Source organism: Romboutsia lituseburensis, assembly GCF_024723825.1.
In the GTDB taxonomy this organism is placed as follows: domain Bacteria; phylum Bacillota; class Clostridia; order Peptostreptococcales; family Peptostreptococcaceae; genus Romboutsia_F; species Romboutsia_F lituseburensis_A.
This window is the reverse complement of the sequence record NZ_JANQBQ010000001.1, coordinates 2,508,065-2,528,164: the sequence shown is the minus strand read 5'-3', so window position 1 is coordinate 2,528,164 and position 20,100 is coordinate 2,508,065. Positions and strand designations below refer to the sequence as shown.

The 20,100-nt window shown below is 41.0% G+C and carries 7 protein-coding genes, 4 tRNA genes and 7 rRNA genes; 1 reads left to right on the top strand and 17 read right to left on the bottom strand.

Annotated features, from left to right (window positions below):
- Positions 1-62 precede the first annotated feature (62 nt).
- The 9 genes from NWE74_RS12455 to NWE74_RS12415 all read right to left on the bottom strand — a co-directional run bounded on the left by NWE74_RS12455 (position 63) and on the right by NWE74_RS12415 (position 10,431).
- Positions 63-138: transfer RNA gene (locus NWE74_RS12455), tRNA-Ala, on the bottom strand.
- A gap of 56 nt (positions 139-194) precedes the next feature.
- Positions 195-1,697: ribosomal RNA gene (locus NWE74_RS12450) — 16S ribosomal RNA — on the bottom strand.
- 132 nt (positions 1,698-1,829) lie between these two features.
- Positions 1,830-1,906, bottom strand: a tRNA-Ile gene (locus tag NWE74_RS12445).
- 10 nt (positions 1,907-1,916) lie between these two features.
- A tRNA-Leu gene (locus NWE74_RS12440) sits at positions 1,917-2,005 on the bottom strand.
- A 5-nt stretch (positions 2,006-2,010) separates the two neighbouring features.
- Positions 2,011-2,127, bottom strand: a 5S ribosomal RNA gene (rrf, locus tag NWE74_RS12435).
- A gap of 128 nt (positions 2,128-2,255) precedes the next feature.
- Positions 2,256-5,157 (bottom strand): 23S ribosomal RNA (locus NWE74_RS12430).
- Between the two features lie 239 nt (positions 5,158-5,396).
- A 16S ribosomal RNA gene (locus NWE74_RS12425) occupies positions 5,397-6,899 on the bottom strand.
- Together the 16S, 23S and 5S rRNA genes with 3 tRNA genes alongside form the textbook arrangement of a ribosomal RNA operon.
- Positions 6,900-7,517: 618 nt before the next feature.
- A complete protein-coding gene (nrdG, locus tag NWE74_RS12420; protein ID WP_258243344.1) occupies positions 7,518-8,057 on the bottom strand; it encodes an anaerobic ribonucleoside-triphosphate reductase activating protein in 540 nt (179 codons plus the stop codon).
- A gap of 22 nt (positions 8,058-8,079) precedes the next feature.
- Positions 8,080-10,431 carry an anaerobic ribonucleoside triphosphate reductase gene (locus NWE74_RS12415; protein ID WP_258243343.1) on the bottom strand — a complete coding sequence of 784 codons (2,352 nt, stop codon included), beginning with the start codon at positions 10,429-10,431 and terminating at the stop codon, positions 8,080-8,082.
- Positions 10,432-10,991: 560 nt separating this feature from the next.
- Between NWE74_RS12415 and NWE74_RS12410 the strand changes: the two genes are divergently transcribed.
- Positions 10,992-12,173: a pyridoxal phosphate-dependent aminotransferase gene (locus tag NWE74_RS12410; protein ID WP_258243342.1), complete on the top strand. Its 1,182-nt coding sequence runs from the start codon at positions 10,992-10,994 to the stop codon at positions 12,171-12,173.
- Between the two features lie 75 nt (positions 12,174-12,248).
- Here the strand turns inward: NWE74_RS12410 and rrf (NWE74_RS12405) are convergent.
- The 8 genes from rrf (NWE74_RS12405) to truA all read right to left on the bottom strand — a co-directional run bounded on the left by rrf (NWE74_RS12405) (position 12,249) and on the right by truA (position 20,094).
- Positions 12,249-12,365: ribosomal RNA gene (gene rrf / locus NWE74_RS12405) — 5S ribosomal RNA — on the bottom strand.
- Positions 12,366-12,492: 127 nt separating this feature from the next.
- A 23S ribosomal RNA gene (locus tag NWE74_RS12400) occupies positions 12,493-15,394 on the bottom strand.
- A gap of 235 nt (positions 15,395-15,629) precedes the next feature.
- Positions 15,630-15,705, bottom strand: a tRNA-Ala gene (locus NWE74_RS12395).
- Positions 15,706-15,816: 111 nt separating this feature from the next.
- Positions 15,817-17,319: ribosomal RNA gene (locus tag NWE74_RS12390) — 16S ribosomal RNA — on the bottom strand.
- 269 nt (positions 17,320-17,588) lie between these two features.
- A complete protein-coding gene (gene cwlD, locus NWE74_RS12385) occupies positions 17,589-18,320 on the bottom strand; it encodes an N-acetylmuramoyl-L-alanine amidase CwlD (RefSeq protein ID WP_258243341.1) in 732 nt (243 codons plus the stop codon).
- Positions 18,321-18,391: 71 nt separating this feature from the next.
- Positions 18,392-18,784: a 30S ribosomal protein S9 gene (rpsI, locus tag NWE74_RS12380; protein ID WP_258243340.1), complete on the bottom strand. Its 393-nt coding sequence runs from the start codon at positions 18,782-18,784 to the stop codon at positions 18,392-18,394.
- A 27-nt stretch (positions 18,785-18,811) separates the two neighbouring features.
- Positions 18,812-19,243, bottom strand: coding sequence for a 50S ribosomal protein L13 (rplM, locus tag NWE74_RS12375; protein ID WP_092727832.1), 432 nt, complete (start codon positions 19,241-19,243; stop codon positions 18,812-18,814).
- A gap of 119 nt (positions 19,244-19,362) precedes the next feature.
- Positions 19,363-20,094, bottom strand: coding sequence for a tRNA pseudouridine(38-40) synthase TruA (gene truA, locus NWE74_RS12370; RefSeq protein ID WP_258243339.1), 732 nt, complete (start codon positions 20,092-20,094; stop codon positions 19,363-19,365).
- Between the last annotated feature and the right edge of the window lie 6 nt (positions 20,095-20,100).

The window sequence follows — 20,100 nt, the reverse complement described above, 5'->3', positions numbered from 1 at the left end:
ATCTTCTTCATATATAAAATGATGTCATATCACTAAATGTTATACAGTTTTCAAAGTACTAATGGTGGAGATGAGGAGGATCGAACTCCTGACCCCTTGCGTGCAAGGCAAGTGCTCTCCCAGCTGAGCTACACCCCCACATTATAGAGTTTTATAAAAACTCTCAAAATTAAACAGTAGGTAATTCTCCTTAGAAAGGAGGTGATCCAGCCGCACCTTCCGATACGGCTACCTTGTTACGACTTCACCCCAGTTATTGGCTTCACCTTCGACGGACGCTTCCAAAAGGTTAGCTATCCGGCTTCGGGCGCCTCCAACTCCCGTGGTGTGACGGGCGGTGTGTACAAGACCCGGGAACGCATTCACCGCAGCATTCTGATCTGCGATTACTAGTAACTCCAGCTTCATGTAGGCGAGTTTCAGCCTACAATCCGAACTGAGAATGGCTTTAAGGGATTAGCTCCGCCTCACGACTTGGCCGCCCTCTGTACCACCCATTGTAGCACGTGTGTAGCCCTAAGCATAAGGGGCATGATGATTTGACGTCATCCCCACCTTCCTCCAGGTTATCCCTGGCAGTCCCTCTAGAGTGCCCAACTTAATGCTGGCAACTAAAGGCAAGGGTTGCGCTCGTTGCGGGACTTAACCCAACATCTCACGACACGAGCTGACGACAACCATGCACCACCTGTCACTTCTGTCCCCGAAGGGAAATCTCCGATTAGGGAGAGGTCAAAAGGATGTCAAGCTTAGGTAAGGTTCTTCGCGTTGCTTCGAATTAAACCACATGCTCCGCTACTTGTGCGGGTCCCCGTCAATTCCTTTGAGTTTCACTCTTGCGAGCGTACTTCCCAGGCGGAGTACTTAATGCGTTAGCTGCGCCACCGAGGGGGGTAACCCCCGACAGCTAGTACTCATCGTTTACGGCGTGGACTACCAGGGTATCTAATCCTGTTTGCTCCCCACGCTTTCGTGCCTCAGTGTCAGTTACAGTCCAGAGAGCCGCCTTCGCAACTGGTATTCCTCCTAATATCTACGCATTTCACCGCTACACTAGGAATTCTACTCTCCTCTCCTGCACTCAAGTCTCTTAGTTTCAAAAGCTTACTACGGTTGAGCCGTAGCCTTTCACTTCTGACTTAAGAAACCACCTACGCACCCTTTACGCCCAGTAATTCCGGATAACGCTAGCCCCCTACGTATTACCGCGGCTGCTGGCACGTAGTTAGCCGGGGCTTCCTCCTCAAGTACCGTCATTATCTTCCTTGAGGACAGAGCTTTACGACCCGAAGGCCTTCATCGCTCACGCGGCGTTGCTGCATCAGGCTTTCGCCCATTGTGCAATATTCCCCACTGCTGCCTCCCGTAGGAGTTTGGACCGTGTCTCAGTTCCAATGTGGCCGATCACCCTCTCAGGTCGGCTACTGATCGTCGCCTTGGTAAGCCGTTACCTTACCAACTAGCTAATCAGACGCGGGTCCATCCTGTACCGCCGGAGCTTTGATACTTCTACCATGCGATAAAAGTATGTTATCCCGTATTAGCATACCTTTCGGTATGTTATCCGTGTGTACAGGGCAGGTTACCCACGCGTTACTCACCCGTCCGCCGCTCTCTTCCGAAGAAGATCGCTCGACTTGCATGTGTTAGGCACGCCGCCAGCGTTCATCCTGAGCCAGGATCAAACTCTCAAATAAAAGTTGTCCATTGCTCAGCTAATCATTATCTGAATATCTGGCTTGGTTGTTTGTGTTTAATTCTATAAAGAATTATGTTTGTTTCTATAAATTAACCTACTGTTTAATTTTCAAAGTTCTTAAGTATATATTTGGTGGACCATCAGGGACTCGAACCCCAGACCTACCGGTTATGAGCCGGGCGCTCTAACCAACTGAGCTAATGGTCCAAATATATAATGGTGCCGAAGACCGGAATCGAACCGGTACGAGAGGTAAGTCCCGCAGGATTTTAAGTCCTGTGCGTCTGCCAGTTCCGCCACTTCGGCACATCACGTGGCTACGTCTTACTCTCCCAGGGGGTCGCCCCCCAAGTACCATCAGCGCTAAAGAGCTTAACTTCTGTGTTCGGAATGGGAACAGGTGTATCCTCTTTGCTATAATAACCACATAATTTTAAGTTGTTGTCCCTTAGGACAAGTATTATATTAACATTTTCAATTTAAAATGTCAATGCTTTTTTCAAAGTTTTTTATTAATACTTTGAAAACTGTATATCATTTAGAATGAATCATTTTGTTGGTCAAGTCCTCGACCTATTAGTATCGATAAGCTAAATACATTACTGCACTTACACCTTCGACCTATCAACCAGGTAGTCTTCCTGGGGTCTTACCCTTACGGTGGGAAATCTTATCTTGAAGTTGGCTTCGCGCTTAGATGCTTTCAGCGCTTATCCATTCCGTACATAGCTACCCAGCCATGCCCTTGGCAGAACAACTGGTACACCAGAGGTACGTCCATCCCGGTCCTCTCGTACTAAGGACAGGTCTCCTCAAATTTCCTACGCCTGCGACGGATAGGGACCGAACTGTCTCACGACGTTCTGAACCCAGCTCGCGTACCACTTTAATGGGCGAACAGCCCAACCCTTGGGACCTACTACAGCCCCAGGATGTGATGAGCCGACATCGAGGTGCCAAACCTCCCCGTCGATGTGGACTCTTGGGGGAGATAAGCCTGTTATCCCCAGGGTAGCTTTTATCCGTTGAGCGATGGCCCTTCCATGCGGTACCACCGGATCACTAAGTCCGACTTTCGTCCTTGCTCGACCTGTATGTCTTGCAATCAAGCTTCCTTTTGCCTTTGCACTCTTCGCACGATTTCCGACCGTGCTGAGGAAACCTTTGAGCGCCTCCGTTACTTTTTAGGAGGCGACCGCCCCAGTCAAACTGCCCACCTGACGGTGTCCCAAGACCTGATTCAAGGCCTATGGTTAGGATCCCAGTACTACAAGGGTGGTATCCCAAGGATGACTCCACACAAACTGGCGTTCATGCTTCATAGTCTCCCACCTATCCTGTACATGTAGTACCAAGACCCAACGTCAAGCTACAGTAAAGCTCCATGGGGTCTTTCCGTCCTGTCGCAGGTACCCGGCATCTTCACCGGGATTACAATTTCACCGAGTCTATTGTTGAGACAGTGCCCAAATCGTTACGCCTTTCGTGCGGGTCGGAACTTACCCGACAAGGAATTTCGCTACCTTAGGACCGTTATAGTTACGGCCGCCGTTTACTGGGGCTTAAGTTCACTGCTTCGGATTGCTCCTGACAGATCCCCTTAACCTTCCAGCACCGGGCAGGCGTCAGCTCCTATACATCGTCTTGCGACTTAGCAGAAACCTGTGTTTTTGGTAAACAGTCGCTTGGGCCTATTCTCTGCGGCCATCCAAAGGATGGCACCCCTTCTCCCTAAGTTACGGGGTCATTTTGCCGAGTTCCTTAACAATAGTTCTCTCGCTGGCCTTAGGATACTCTCCTCACCCACCTGTGTCGGTTTACGGTACGGGCGCCTTTAAACTCGATAGAGACTTTTCTCGACAGTGTGAAATCAGCTACTTCGCTACTAAATTTCGCTCCCCATCGTACCCCAGCATTATCTAGACGGATTTGCCTATCTAGACTGCCTCAGTACTTAGCCACACATAACCAACAGTGTGGTTAGCTTATCCTACTGTGTCATCCCATTTCTCAAACGCTTATTGGCGGTACAGGAATATCAACCTGTTGTCCATCACCTACGCCTTTCGGCCTCGGCTTAGGTCCCGACTAACCCAGGGCGGACGAACCTTCCCCTGGAAACCTTGGGTTTACGGCCCGTGGGATTCTCACCCACGTCTCGCTACTCATGCCAACATTCTCACTCGTATACTGTCCACATGTCCTTACGGTCATGCTTCAGCCTGCATACGAAGCTCCCCTACCCATCATAATGATGCCGTAGCTTCGGTAGTACGTTTTAGCCCCGGAAATTTTCGGCGCAGGATCACTCGACCAGTGAGCTATTACGCACTCTTTAAATGAGTGGCTGCTTCTAAGCCAACATCCTGGTTGTCTGTGCAATCCCACATCCTTTACCACTTAACGTACATTTAGGGACCTTAGCTGACGATCTGGGCTGTTGCCCTCTTGACTATGAATCTTATCACCCACAGTCTGACTCCCAAGTAAAAGAAAACGGCATTCGGAGTTTGATAGTCTTCGGTAAGTGCAATACCCCCTAGGACATTCAGTGCTCTACCTCCGTTTCTCTACGCTTGAGGCTAGCCCTAAAGCTATTTCGGGGAGAACCAGCTATCTCCGGGCTCGATTGGAATTTCACCGCTATCCACAAGTCATCCCCGAGCTTTTCAACGCTCGTGGGTTCGGTCCTCCACGAAATTTTACTTTCGCTTCAACCTGCTCATGGATAGGTCGCCCGGTTTCGGGTCTACGTCAAGTAACTTAGGTCGCCCATTTAAGACTCGCTTTCGCTACGGCTCCACACCTGAAGTGCTTAACCTTGCTACTTAACGTAACTCGTTGGCCCGTTCTACAAAAAGTACGCGGTCACACAAGAAATGTGCTCCCACAGCTTGTAAGTGCAGGGTTTCAGGTTCTATTTCACTCCCCTCCCGGGGTTCTTTTCACCTTTCCCTCACGGTACTATGCGCTATCGGTCACTAGGTAGTATTTAGGCTTGGAGGATGGTCCCTCCTGCTTCCCACAGGGTTTCACGTGTCCCGTGGTACTCTGGATCATGCTAGTAGCTTTCTCGTTTCAATTACAGGGCTATTACCTTCTATGGCGGAGCTTTCCAACTCTCTTCATTTACGATAGTGCATCCATGTTGCATGTCCGCAACCCCAATGAAGAAAACTTCATTGGTTTGGCCTTATCCGCGTTCGCTCGCCGCTACTTACGGAATCGAATTTCTTTCTTTTCCTCCAGGTACTTAGATGTTTCAGTTCCCCGGGTTCCCCTCATTAAGCTATGTATTCACTTAACAATACTTAGACATTACTCTAAGTGAGTTTCCTCATTCGGAAATCTTCGGATCAAAGTTTACGTGCAACTCCCCGAAGCTTATCGCAGCTTATCGCGTCCTTCATCGGCTCCTAGTGCCAAGGCATCCGCCCTGCACCCTTAATAACTTGACCAGTTATTAAAAGTTATCGCTACTGAACAAACTTCGTATTCACTCAGTTTATTCCAGTGCTTAAAGTTTGTAATTTTAAAGACTTTTCTTGTCGATGATATTTTTAGAAGTTATCTTCTTCATATATAAAATGATGTCATATCACTAAATGTTATACAGTTTTCAAAGTACTAAAGTACAATTAAGTACTAATTTTGAGGAATGAACCCTCAAAATTAAACAGTAGGTAATTCTCCTTAGAAAGGAGGTGATCCAGCCGCACCTTCCGATACGGCTACCTTGTTACGACTTCACCCCAGTTATTGGCTTCACCTTCGACGGACGCTTCCAAAAGGTTAGCTATCCGGCTTCGGGCGCCTCCAACTCCCGTGGTGTGACGGGCGGTGTGTACAAGACCCGGGAACGCATTCACCGCAGCATTCTGATCTGCGATTACTAGTAACTCCAGCTTCATGTAGGCGAGTTTCAGCCTACAATCCGAACTGAGAATGGCTTTAAGGGATTAGCTCCGCCTCACGACTTGGCCGCCCTCTGTACCACCCATTGTAGCACGTGTGTAGCCCTAAGCATAAGGGGCATGATGATTTGACGTCATCCCCACCTTCCTCCAGGTTATCCCTGGCAGTCCCTCTAGAGTGCCCAACTTAATGCTGGCAACTAAAGGCAAGGGTTGCGCTCGTTGCGGGACTTAACCCAACATCTCACGACACGAGCTGACGACAACCATGCACCACCTGTCACTTCTGTCCCCGAAGGGAAATCTCCGATTAGGGAGAGGTCAAAAGGATGTCAAGCTTAGGTAAGGTTCTTCGCGTTGCTTCGAATTAAACCACATGCTCCGCTACTTGTGCGGGTCCCCGTCAATTCCTTTGAGTTTCACTCTTGCGAGCGTACTTCCCAGGCGGAGTACTTAATGCGTTAGCTGCGCCACCGAGGGGGGTAACCCCCGACAGCTAGTACTCATCGTTTACGGCGTGGACTACCAGGGTATCTAATCCTGTTTGCTCCCCACGCTTTCGTGCCTCAGTGTCAGTTACAGTCCAGAGAGCCGCCTTCGCAACTGGTATTCCTCCTAATATCTACGCATTTCACCGCTACACTAGGAATTCTACTCTCCTCTCCTGCACTCAAGTCTCTTAGTTTCAAAAGCTTACTACGGTTGAGCCGTAGCCTTTCACTTCTGACTTAAGAAACCACCTACGCACCCTTTACGCCCAGTAATTCCGGATAACGCTAGCCCCCTACGTATTACCGCGGCTGCTGGCACGTAGTTAGCCGGGGCTTCCTCCTCAAGTACCGTCATTATCTTCCTTGAGGACAGAGCTTTACGACCCGAAGGCCTTCATCGCTCACGCGGCGTTGCTGCATCAGGCTTTCGCCCATTGTGCAATATTCCCCACTGCTGCCTCCCGTAGGAGTTTGGACCGTGTCTCAGTTCCAATGTGGCCGATCACCCTCTCAGGTCGGCTACTGATCGTCGCCTTGGTAAGCCGTTACCTTACCAACTAGCTAATCAGACGCGGGTCCATCCTGTACCGCCGGAGCTTTGATACTTCTACCATGCGATAAAAGTATGTTATCCCGTATTAGCATACCTTTCGGTATGTTATCCGTGTGTACAGGGCAGGTTACCCACGCGTTACTCACCCGTCCGCCGCTCTCTTCCGAAGAAGATCGCTCGACTTGCATGTGTTAGGCACGCCGCCAGCGTTCATCCTGAGCCAGGATCAAACTCTCAAATAAAAGTTGTCCATTGCTCAGCTAATCATTATCTGAATATCTGGCTTGGTTGTTTGTGTTTAATTCTATAAAGAATTATGTTTGTTTCTATAAATTAACCTACTGTTTAATTTTCAAAGTTCATTTTTTCAACTTCTTAAGTCTAACAAAGTATTTTTACTTTGTCAACATTTTTCTACAAGTTGTTTTCCTTTTTCTTAAGGACAAGTAATACTATACCAACTTATTCTACTTTGGTCAATACTTTTTTTAAATTTTTTTGAGACAAATTTTAATTTATATTTTATTATTTTATCGTTATCCACATTATCAACAATTCTATATAATTGATTTAACTTATTTTTTATTTTTTTATCCACATTATTAACACTCTTATCAACATGTTTTGTTTATATTTCTACTTGTTATTTCTCTTTATTTTTCCTAAATTTATGATAATTTTTTATATCTTTATCTGATTAAAATATACATTTAGTCATAAATATACCCAAAACCAAAGATATTTAATCCTAAATATACTTAATTTTTACATAAAATATGAATTATAGCTTTAAATAACATTAATTATAATTCATTTCAAATAAAAAGCACTTTTGATTTAAACCAAAAGTGCTTTTTATTTTATTTAGCTTCACACAATTCATCTTGCATATATTCTTCAACTAACACTACTTTTTTCAGCTTCAGTGTTTTCTGAACATCTATAATTCTTTGATTAGAAGATCCTCTAAATTTAAGTATAAAATCTTTTTTACTTATCTCAAATTTACCGTCTACTAATATATCTATTTGTTTTAATAAATTTAAATTTTTAAATCTTTCAGGATTATTTTTATCTAATAATTGTTCTATTGTAAATCCAGTATAAGACCATACATCTAAGTTATTTTGTTTAGCTGCTCTAGCTATCTCTTCTAATGCTTCTGGTTGTAAAAATGGTTCTCCTCCAGATAGCGTAATACCTCTTTGTAATTTCAAGGTTTTTAGTTTATTTATTATATCCTGAGTATCTACCTCATATCCACCGCATAAATCATGCGTTTGAGGGTTGTGGCATTCTTTGCAATTATGAATACACCCTTGTGTCCAAACTACCATTCTTAGTCCTGGCCCATCTACAATACTATCAAATGTTGTAGAAGATGATATTCTTATTTTCATAACCATTTCCCCCCTATTTCATTTATCTATGTTTTACTCTATCACGAACTTCAGCTTGCTTAGCATTATTAAATCTGTCTACTGTTCCTACTAAGTATCCAGTTATTCTTCTTATTCTTTCAAATTTTATATCACTCTCATCTTCATTTCTTCCACATATAGGACATACATTGCCTTCTATAACTCCTGAGAATCCACATATAGGATCTCTATCTACTGGATGATTTACACTTCCGTATCCTATACCTTGCTCTTTCATAGCTTTTATTATAGTTTCAAAAGCCTCTAAGTTATCTGATGGATTACCATCTAACTCTATATATGTTATATGACCTGCATTAGTAAGCTCATGATATGGTGCCTCTATTCTTATCTTATCAAAAGCACTTATCTTATGGTATACAGGTATATGGAATGAGTTAGTGTAATATTCTTTGTCTGTTATTCCTTCTATCTCACCATATGCTTTTTTATCCATTCTTGTAAATCTGCCTGATAAACCTTCAGCTGGTGTCGCTATTACTGAGAAGTTTAAATTATATTGACCACTTGCTTGTTCCATTCTCTCTCTCATATGCGATATTATCTTTAATCCTAATTCTTGAGCTTCTTGACTTTCACCATGATGTTTGCCTATAAGCCCTATAAGACATTCAGCTAATCCTATAAATCCTACAGTTAATGTACCTTCCTTTATGACATCTTTTAAAGTATCTTCTGGACCTAGAGTTTCAGATCCTTTCCATACTCCTTGACCCATTAAGAATGGGAAGTTTTTCATCTTTTTATTACCTTGAACTTCCATTCTCTCTAATAATTGATCTATCACTAAGTCTATTTTTTCATCTAACTCTTCAAAGAATCCATCTAAATCAACAGCTTTGTTCTTTAAGAGACCATGTTTAATTCCTAATCTAGGTAAGTTTATAGTCGTAAAAGATAAGTTCCCTCTTCCGCTTACTATTTCTTCTCCACATACATTTCCAAGAACTCTCGTTCTGCATCCCATATATGTAGCTTCTGTTTCCGGCTTACCATCTACATAGTATTTAGCATTAAATGGAGCATCTAGGAAACTGAAATTTGGGAATAATCTTTTTGCAGAAACTCTACATGCTAGTTTGAATAGATCATAGTTTGGATCTTCTTGATTTAAACTTATTCCTTCTTTAACTTTAAATATTAATATTGGGAATATTGGAGTCTCTCCATTACCTAATCCCTTTTCTAAGGATAAAAGAAGATTTTTAGTCACCATTCTACCTTCTTCAGTTGTATCTGTTCCAAAATTCACACTAGAAAAAGGAACTTGAGCCCCTGCTCTTGAGTGCATTGTGTTTAGATTATGTATAAATGCCTCCATAGCCTGGTAAGTTCTTCTATCAGTTTCTTTATATGATTCTTCATATGCAAAGTTTTGTATATTCGTTATAAATTCATTATCTAGTTCAAATTTTTCAGCTAATACTTTAGCCTCTCTAGATAAATATTCTTTATTTTTTATTAGTCCTAATTTAATTTCCATATATTCTTCTAGTGAGTCTACTATAGACTTTATTTCTGCTTTAACATCTTTAGCTTTAAGTAATTTTATAGCCTTAGCTATATTGCTTATATAAAACTTCTTAAAAGTTTTATATACACCTTCAGCTAATCCATAATCAAAGAAAGGAATACTTTGTCCACCATGCTGATCATTTTGATTGCTTTGTATTGCTATAGCTGCTAAAGCTGCATAACTTATAATATCATTTGGTTCTCTTAAGAATCCATGACCTGTCGAGAATCCACCTTTAAATAGCTTAGCTATATCAATTTGGCAACAAGTCAATGTTCCCATATTTAAAAAATCCATATCATGTATATGTATATCTCCATTATCATGTGCAAATGAATGCTCTGGTTTTAATAAATGTGTTTTACAGAACTCTTTAGATACAGTACTTCCATATTGAAGCATTGTGCCCATTGCTGTATTTCCATTTATATTGGCATTTTCTCTTTTTATATCTGCATCATTTGCATCTTCAAAAGTTATTTCCTCTATAGCTTTCATCAATCTAGTCTTAGAGTTTCTTATTCTACTTCTTTCAGTTCTATAAATTATATATTCTTCACTAGTTTTTGCATGTCCAGTCTCTATAAGAATTTTAACAACTGAGTTTTGTACATCTTCTACACTTGGAATTGAATCATTAAACTTAGAATTTAATAACTTTATAACTTCTTGAGTTAATTCCTCTGAAAGCTTATAATCAGGTACCTTATGCTCTTTTTCTGCCACATTACTAGCAGCTAAGAATATTGCTCTTGTTACCCTATCCTCATTAAAAGGTATTATTCTTCCATCTCTTTTCTTAACAAAATTAATCATTTAAAAAACGCCCCCTATTACTATATATTGTATTTCATTTATATTCCAACCACTACATGTAGTGTATTAAGTTTAAAAAAATCCCCTTTAACTTTGTTAAAGGGACTGTCTAAATGTCACCTAACTAGATTACCAAATTTGTACATAATAGTCAAACAGACTCAAAACATTGCAAATACTATGTGGATAATTTGAACATAAGTATTTGTAATAGTTTTAAAACAAAAAATATTTTTGATATTTTTTATTAATTTTTATATTTTACGGTGTAAATATTGAGAATGACGACTATCATCTAAGAATTTGATGTGTGTAAAATTTATGGTCTCATTTATTAAATTATCCAATTTTTGATTAGTAATGTATATTATTTTATATCATATATATTCAATAATTATAGTAATTCGACTTAAATATTTAATATCCTTTATATACATTAAGCTAATATTTTTATTTCAAAATTTCATATATAATTTAGTAAATTATATACATTTTAAATGCTACAACTAATACAATTATATTATGTTTATTTATTTTTATGAAAAAAGGGAGGATTTTTTATGTTATCAAATAGATTGTCTGATATAACACCATCATATACAATATCAATAAGTTCCAAAATTAATGAACTAAAATCTTTAGGTATTAATATAATAGATTTAAGTATTGGGGAACCAGATTTCAATGTACCTAAAAAAGCTAAATTAAGCGGTATAAATTCATTAAATGAAAATTTAACTAAATATGATTTAGTTCCTGGCATGAAGATTTTAAGAGAAGAAATATGTAAAAAACTAATATTCGAAAATAATTTAGATTATTCCATAGATGAAATAGTAGTATCAAGTGGCGCTAAGCATAGTATTACTAATACCATTTTAGCTTTAACTAATCCTGGTGATGAAATTTTAATACCAACACCTTATTGGGTTAGCTATCCTCAAATTACAAAACTATTAAATTGCAAACCTATTTTTATTGAATCTAAAAAAGACAACAGATTTAAAATAAATTCTAATGATATCCTAAAAAATATGACAAATAAAACAAAATTACTTATCATAAATAATCCATCTAATCCTACCGGAAGTGTATATACTAAGAAAGAACTAAGTGAAATTGTAGAAATTTGTTATAAACATAACATATACATATTAGCCGATGAAATCTACGAAAAAATTTATTATAATAACGATTTTGTATCTATGGCTTCATTAAGCGAAAAGGCAAAATCTATTGTAATTACTATAAATGGGCTGTCTAAATCATGTGCAATGACGGGATTGCGTATAGGCTATACTGCATCAAATAAAACTATCGCTAAGGCAATAACCACAATTCAAGGTCACTTAGTCTCTCATCCTAGTTTAACATCACAATACATAGCTTATGAAGCTTTAAATAGTTGTTCTCATGATATAGATAATATGGTAAGTATTTATAAAAATAGACGTGATTTAATTTGTAAAGAATTAAATTCTATTAATAATATTGACTATATTTATCCAGATGGAGCATTTTATACTTTTATTTATATAGGTAGTTTAAAAAAACATATAAAATATGATACAAGTCTTTCTATAGCATTTTGTAATAAGCTTCTAGATGATCATCATGTAGCTGTTGTACCTGGTATAGCATTTGGAATAGATGATTACATACGAATCTCATTTGCTTGCAATGAAAATATTTTTTTAGAAGGTTTATCTAAAATAAAAAATTTTATAAATCAATTAGTCTAACTTAATACAACATAAAAAGACTTAATGTATTATCTACATTAAGTTTTTTTATGTTTTTTAAATATAAAAAAGATTACGCGGCTACGTCTTACTCTCCCAGGAGGTCGCCCCCCAAGTACCATCAGCGCTAAAGAGCTTAACTTCTGTGTTCGGAATGGGAACAGGTGTATCCTCTTTGCTATAATAACCACATAATCTTTATTTTAGAGTTAATACTCTGAAAACTGTATATCATTTAGAGATGAAAATTCATTTCATTCATGTCGCCAACGATATTCCTTCGCTCTCGCTTCAGTCATATCCGTTGCTCAAACATTTATTGGTCAAGTCCTCGACCTATTAGTATCGATAAGCTAAATACATTACTGCACTTACACCTTCGACCTATCAACCAGGTAGTCTTCCTGGGGTCTTACCCTTACGGTGGGAAATCTTATCTTGAAGTTGGCTTCGCGCTTAGATGCTTTCAGCGCTTATCCATTCCGTACATAGCTACCCAGCCATGCCCTTGGCAGAACAACTGGTACACCAGAGGTACGTCCATCCCGGTCCTCTCGTACTAAGGACAGGTCTCCTCAAATTTCCTACGCCTGCGACGGATAGGGACCGAACTGTCTCACGACGTTCTGAACCCAGCTCGCGTACCACTTTAATGGGCGAACAGCCCAACCCTTGGGACCTACTACAGCCCCAGGATGTGATGAGCCGACATCGAGGTGCCAAACCTCCCCGTCGATGTGGACTCTTGGGGGAGATAAGCCTGTTATCCCCAGGGTAGCTTTTATCCGTTGAGCGATGGCCCTTCCATGCGGTACCACCGGATCACTAAGTCCGACTTTCGTCCTTGCTCGACCTGTATGTCTTGCAATCAAGCTTCCTTTTGCCTTTGCACTCTTCGCACGATTTCCGACCGTGCTGAGGAAACCTTTGAGCGCCTCCGTTACTTTTTAGGAGGCGACCGCCCCAGTCAAACTGCCCACCTGACGGTGTCCCAAGACCTGATTCAAGGCCTATGGTTAGGATCCCAGTACTACAAGGGTGGTATCCCAAGGATGACTCCACACAAACTGGCGTTCATGCTTCATAGTCTCCCACCTATCCTGTACATGTAGTACCAAGACCCAACGTCAAGCTACAGTAAAGCTCCATGGGGTCTTTCCGTCCTGTCGCAGGTACCCGGCATCTTCACCGGGATTACAATTTCACCGAGTCTATTGTTGAGACAGTGCCCAAATCGTTACGCCTTTCGTGCGGGTCGGAACTTACCCGACAAGGAATTTCGCTACCTTAGGACCGTTATAGTTACGGCCGCCGTTTACTGGGGCTTAAGTTCACTGCTTCGGATTGCTCCTGACAGATCCCCTTAACCTTCCAGCACCGGGCAGGCGTCAGCTCCTATACATCGTCTTGCGACTTAGCAGAAACCTGTGTTTTTGGTAAACAGTCGCTTGGGCCTATTCTCTGCGGCCATCCAAAGGATGGCACCCCTTCTCCCTAAGTTACGGGGTCATTTTGCCGAGTTCCTTAACAATAGTTCTCTCGCTGGCCTTAGGATACTCTCCTCACCCACCTGTGTCGGTTTACGGTACGGGCGCCTTTAAACTCGATAGAGACTTTTCTCGACAGTGTGAAATCAGCTACTTCGCTACTAAATTTCGCTCCCCATCGTACCCCAGCATTATCTAGACGGATTTGCCTATCTAGACTGCCTCAGTACTTAGCCACACATAACCAACAGTGTGGTTAGCTTATCCTACTGTGTCATCCCATTTCTCAAACGCTTATTGGCGGTACAGGAATATCAACCTGTTGTCCATCACCTACGCCTTTCGGCCTCGGCTTAGGTCCCGACTAACCCAGGGCGGACGAACCTTCCCCTGGAAACCTTGGGTTTACGGCCCGTGGGATTCTCACCCACGTCTCGCTACTCATGCCAACATTCTCACTCGTATACTGTCCACATGTCCTTACGGTCATGCTTCAGCCTGCATACGAAGCTCCCCTACCCATCATAATGATGCCGTAGCTTCGGTAGTACGTTTTAGCCCCGGAAATTTTCGGCGCAGGATCACTCGACCAGTGAGCTATTACGCACTCTTTAAATGAGTGGCTGCTTCTAAGCCAACATCCTGGTTGTCTGTGCAATCCCACATCCTTTACCACTTAACGTACATTTAGGGACCTTAGCTGACGATCTGGGCTGTTGCCCTCTTGACTATGAATCTTATCACCCACAGTCTGACTCCCAAGTAAAAGAAAACGGCATTCGGAGTTTGATAGTCTTCGGTAAGTGCAATACCCCCTAGGACATTCAGTGCTCTACCTCCGTTTCTCTACGCTTGAGGCTAGCCCTAAAGCTATTTCGGGGAGAACCAGCTATCTCCGGGCTCGATTGGAATTTCACCGCTATCCACAAGTCATCCCCGAGCTTTTCAACGCTCGTGGGTTCGGTCCTCCACGAAATTTTACTTTCGCTTCAACCTGCTCATGGATAGGTCGCCCGGTTTCGGGTCTACGTCAAGTAACTTAGGTCGCCCATTTAAGACTCGCTTTCGCTACGGCTCCACACCTGAAGTGCTTAACCTTGCTACTTAACGTAACTCGTTGGCCCGTTCTACAAAAAGTACGCGGTCACACAAGAAATGTGCTCCCACAGCTTGTAAGTGCAGGGTTTCAGGTTCTATTTCACTCCCCTCCCGGGGTTCTTTTCACCTTTCCCTCACGGTACTATGCGCTATCGGTCACTAGGTAGTATTTAGGCTTGGAGGATGGTCCCTCCTGCTTCCCACAGGGTTTCACGTGTCCCGTGGTACTCTGGATCATGCTAGTAGCTTTCTCGTTTCAATTACAGGGCTATTACCTTCTATGGCGGAGCTTTCCAACTCTCTTCATTTACGATAGTGCATCCATGTTGCATGTCCGCAACCCCAACGAAGAAAACTTCATTGGTTTGGCCTTATCCGCGTTCGCTCGCCGCTACTTACGGAATCGAATTTCTTTCTTTTCCTCCAGGTACTTAGATGTTTCAGTTCCCCGGGTTCCCCTCATTAAGCTATGTATTCACTTAACAATACTTAGACATTACTCTAAGTGAGTTTCCTCATTCGGAAATCTTCGGATCAAAGTTTACGTGCAACTCCCCGAAGCTTATCGCAGCTTATCGCGTCCTTCATCGGCTCCTAGTGCCAAGGCATCCGCCCTGCACCCTTAATAACTTGACCAGTTATTAAAAGTTATCGCTACTGAACAAACTTCGTATTCACTCAGTTTATTCCAGTGCTTAAAGTTTGTAATTTTAAAGACTTTTCTTGTCGATGATATTTTTAAAAGTTATCTTCTTCATATATAAAATGATGTCATATCACTAAATGTTATACAGTTTTCAAAGTACTAAAGTACATCGCCAACGAATAATTTTCGCATACGCTCAACTTATTCCGTTGCTTAAAGTACTAATGGTGGAGATGAGGAGGATCGAACTCCTGACCCCTTGCGTGCAAGGCAAGTGCTCTCCCAGCTGAGCTACACCCCCATACTATTTTTCGACAGTAGATATTTTACTATCTAAGTCATTTTTTGTCAATAAGAATTTTTATTTTTTTATAAAAACTCTCAAAATTAAACAGTAGGCAATTCTCCTTAGAAAGGAGGTGATCCAGCCGCACCTTCCGATACGGCTACCTTGTTACGACTTCACCCCAGTTATTGGCTTCACCTTCGACGGACGCTTCCAAAAGGTTAGCTATCCGGCTTCGGGCGCCTCCAACTCCCGTGGTGTGACGGGCGGTGTGTACAAGACCCGGGAACGCATTCACCGCAGCATTCTGATCTGCGATTACTAGTAACTCCAGCTTCATGTAGGCGAGTTTCAGCCTACAATCCGAACTGAGAATGGCTTTAAGGGATTAGCTCCGCCTCACGACTTGGCCGCCCTCTGTACCACCCATTGTAGCACGTGTGTAGCCCTAAGCATAAGGGGCATGATGATTTGACGTCATCCCCACCTTCCTCCAGGTTATCCCTGGCAGTCCCTCTAGAGTGCCCAACTTAATGCTGGCAACTAAAGGCAAGGGTTGCGCTCGTTGCGGGACTTAACCCAACATCTCACGACACGAGCTGACGACAACCATGCACCACCTGTCACTTCTGTCCCCGAAGGGAAATCTCCGATTAGGGAGAGGTCAAAAGGATGTCAAGCTTAGGTAAGGTTCTTCGCGTTGCTTCGAATTAAACCACATGCTCCGCTACTTGTGCGGGTCCCCGTCAATTCCTTTGAGTTTCACTCTTGCGAGCGTACTTCCCAGGCGGAGTACTTAATGCGTTAGCTGCGCCACCGAGGGGGGTAACCCCCGACAGCTAGTACTCATCGTTTACGGCGTGGACTACCAGGGTATCTAATCCTGTTTGCTCCCCACGCTTTCGTGCCTCAGTGTCAGTTACAGTCCAGAGAGCCGCCTTCGCAACTGGTATTCCTCCTAATATCTACGCATTTCACCGCTACACTAGGAATTCTACTCTCCTCTCCTGCACTCAAGTCTCTTAGTTTCAAAAGCTTACTACGGTTGAGCCGTAGCCTTTCACTTCTGACTTAAGAAACCACCTACGCACCCTTTACGCCCAGTAATTCCGGATAACGCTAGCCCCCTACGTATTACCGCGGCTGCTGGCACGTAGTTAGCCGGGGCTTCCTCCTCAAGTACCGTCATTATCTTCCTTGAGGACAGAGCTTTACGACCCGAAGGCCTTCATCGCTCACGCGGCGTTGCTGCATCAGGCTTTCGCCCATTGTGCAATATTCCCCACTGCTGCCTCCCGTAGGAGTTTGGACCGTGTCTCAGTTCCAATGTGGCCGATCACCCTCTCAGGTCGGCTACTGATCGTCGCCTTGGTAAGCCGTTACCTTACCAACTAGCTAATCAGACGCGGGTCCATCCTGTACCGCCGGAGCTTTGATACTTCTACCATGCGATAAAAGTATGTTATCCCGTATTAGCATACCTTTCGGTATGTTATCCGTGTGTACAGGGCAGGTTACCCACGCGTTACTCACCCGTCCGCCGCTCTCTTCCGAAGAAGATCGCTCGACTTGCATGTGTTAGGCACGCCGCCAGCGTTCATCCTGAGCCAGGATCAAACTCTCAAATAAAAGTTGTCCATTGCTCAGCTAATCATTATCTGAATATCTGGCTTGGTTGTTTGTGTTTAATTCTATAAAGAATTATGTTTGTTTCTATAAATTAACCTACTGTTTAATTTTCAAAGTTCTTATGCTCTCTTTTGAGAACTATTTAATAATAACACCTATTTTTTACTAAGTCAACATTTTTTTCTATTTTTATTTTTACTAATAAATTAAAAATAGGTTTTATCAGGAATATATTAAATATCCTGACATAACCTATTTTTCTCTTTTTTTTAATTATTATTCATATTTTCGCTAAAATATTTTTGTACTCCTACATATACAGACCACGCTATCTTCTCTTGATACTTCTCATCAGTTAATAGTTTAGCTTCTTTTTCATTAGATAAAAAACCACATTCTATTAATACTGAAGGTATTTTATTTTCTTTCAATAAGTATATATCATCTCTTGGCTTTATTTCTCTATTATTTGTTTTATCAACAACTCTCTTTAATTCTTGCTGTATGTATTTAGATAATTGAACCGAATCTTCTTTTCCTTTAGGATAAAAAGTTTGAGCACCATAATATTTAGAAGCACCATTTCCACTCAAGGCATTCATATGTATCGATACAAACATATCTGCGTTAGACTCATCTATTATTTTTTTTCTATTTTTAAGATTTTCATTATATTTTTGTCTTGTTGTCTTATTTCCATCTTCTTGATACAAACTACTATCATCTTCCCTTGTTAGTATTACGAGCGCTCCACTAGACTCTAACAGTTCCCTTAACTTTTGTGCGATAGCTAAATTTATATCTTTTTCTTTTATAGTCTTATCTTCATTTAAAGTTCCAGGGTCTATTCCACCATGACCGGCATCTATTATTATAGTTTTGTTAGTTACCGGCATGTACTCCATAACATCTTCCGATACATTTTTTATTTCAAATATTGATACCGCTACTAATATTAATGCTATAGACCCAAAAATTATATGTTTTATGTACTTTCTCACAATATCACCCTGTACATTTATATTAAAAAAGACTTTGGAATATTCCAAAGTCTTTGTACAAACATATAAAATTATCTCTTTGAGAATTGTGGAGCTCTTCTTGCTGCCTTTAATCCGTATTTCTTTCTTTCCTTCATTCTAGCATCTCTAGTTAAGAATCCTTCTTTCTTTAAGTCTCCTCTTAACTCAGCATCAGCCTTTAATAAAGCTCTAGATATACCATGTCTTATAGCTCCAGCTTGTCCAGTGAATCCTCCACCTTCAACCTTTACTATAACATCGTACTTAGTTTCGTTGTTAGTTAACACTAATGGTTGCTTAACATCTCTTATTAATGTTTCGTAGTTGAAGTATTCTTCAACATTTCTTCCATTTACTACTATATTTCCTTCACCTGCAACTAATCTTACTCTAGCAACAGAGTGCTTTCTTCTTCCAGTTCCGTAATATTGAACGTTAGCCATGATAACTCCTCCTTTCACCCGTAATTATTATTTAAAGTTTAAAACTTCTGGATTTTGAGCTGCATGATCATGGTTTGCTCCTGCGAATACTCTTAATCTAGTCATCATTCTGCTTCTTAATTTGTTCTTACATAACATACCGCTTACTGCATGAGAAACTACTTCCTCAGGCTTCTTAGCCATCATTTCTCTGTAAGTTATTTCTTTTAATCCACCTACATATCCTGTGTGGTATCTGTACATTTTTTGATCTAATTTCTTTCCTGTTAAAACTACCTTCTCTGCATTCACAACAACAACGAAATCTCCTCCGTCAACGTGTGGAGTGAAAGTAACCTTGTGCTTTCCTCTTAATACTGTCGCTATTTCAGTTGCTAAACGACCTAATGTTTTTCCTTCAGCATCAACGATGTACCATTTTCTTTGTACATCAGCTGGCTTAGCTATATAACTTTTCATAGTTGTCCCTCCTTAACTTATTTTCATATAAAAATTTTACCGTTTATGTCAAGTCCGGGGCAAGTGGACTTATTAACACACTCTAATTCATTTTAATACATGGCCCCTGGTGTGTCAAGCTAATAATCAACTTTTTTGAGAAATAATCCATGAGCTGGTGCAGTATGACCGCACATACCTCTTTCCTTCGAGTCAATTATATTTTTTAAGCTTTCTTTTATCCTTCCTCTGCCTATATCAACTAACGTCCCTACTATTATTCTTACCATATTATATAAAAATCCATTACCTTCTACTTCTAAAATTATTAAGTTATCTTGTTTTTGTAGTGTAATGTCATAAATAGTTCTAATAGTATCATTGACAGAAGAACCAGAGCTCATAAATCCTTTAAAATCATGTTCTCCAATTAAGCTTTTAGCTTCTTCACACATTTTTTCAAAATCTAAATCATATTTTACATGATATGATATATCTTTGTATATAGGATTTCTATAAGAATTATTATAAATTAAATACCTATATCTTTTTCGTTTAGCACTATACCTAGAATGAAATTCTTCATCTACTTCGATACAATCTATTATTGATATATCTTTAGGTAGTTTAGCATTTAATGCATTTGGAAGCTTTTGTGCTGGTATTGTTGATTCTAACTTAAAATTAGCAACCTGTCCTAATGCATGTACACCTGCATCAGTTCTACCAGAACCTGTTATTTTTATCTTCTCTTTAGTTATTTCATAAATAGCATTCTCAATTGTACCTTGTATACCTAAAGAATCGGGTTGTTTTTGCCATCCACAATAGTTCTTGCCATTGTATTGTATAGTAACTTTTAAATTTCTCATCATTTA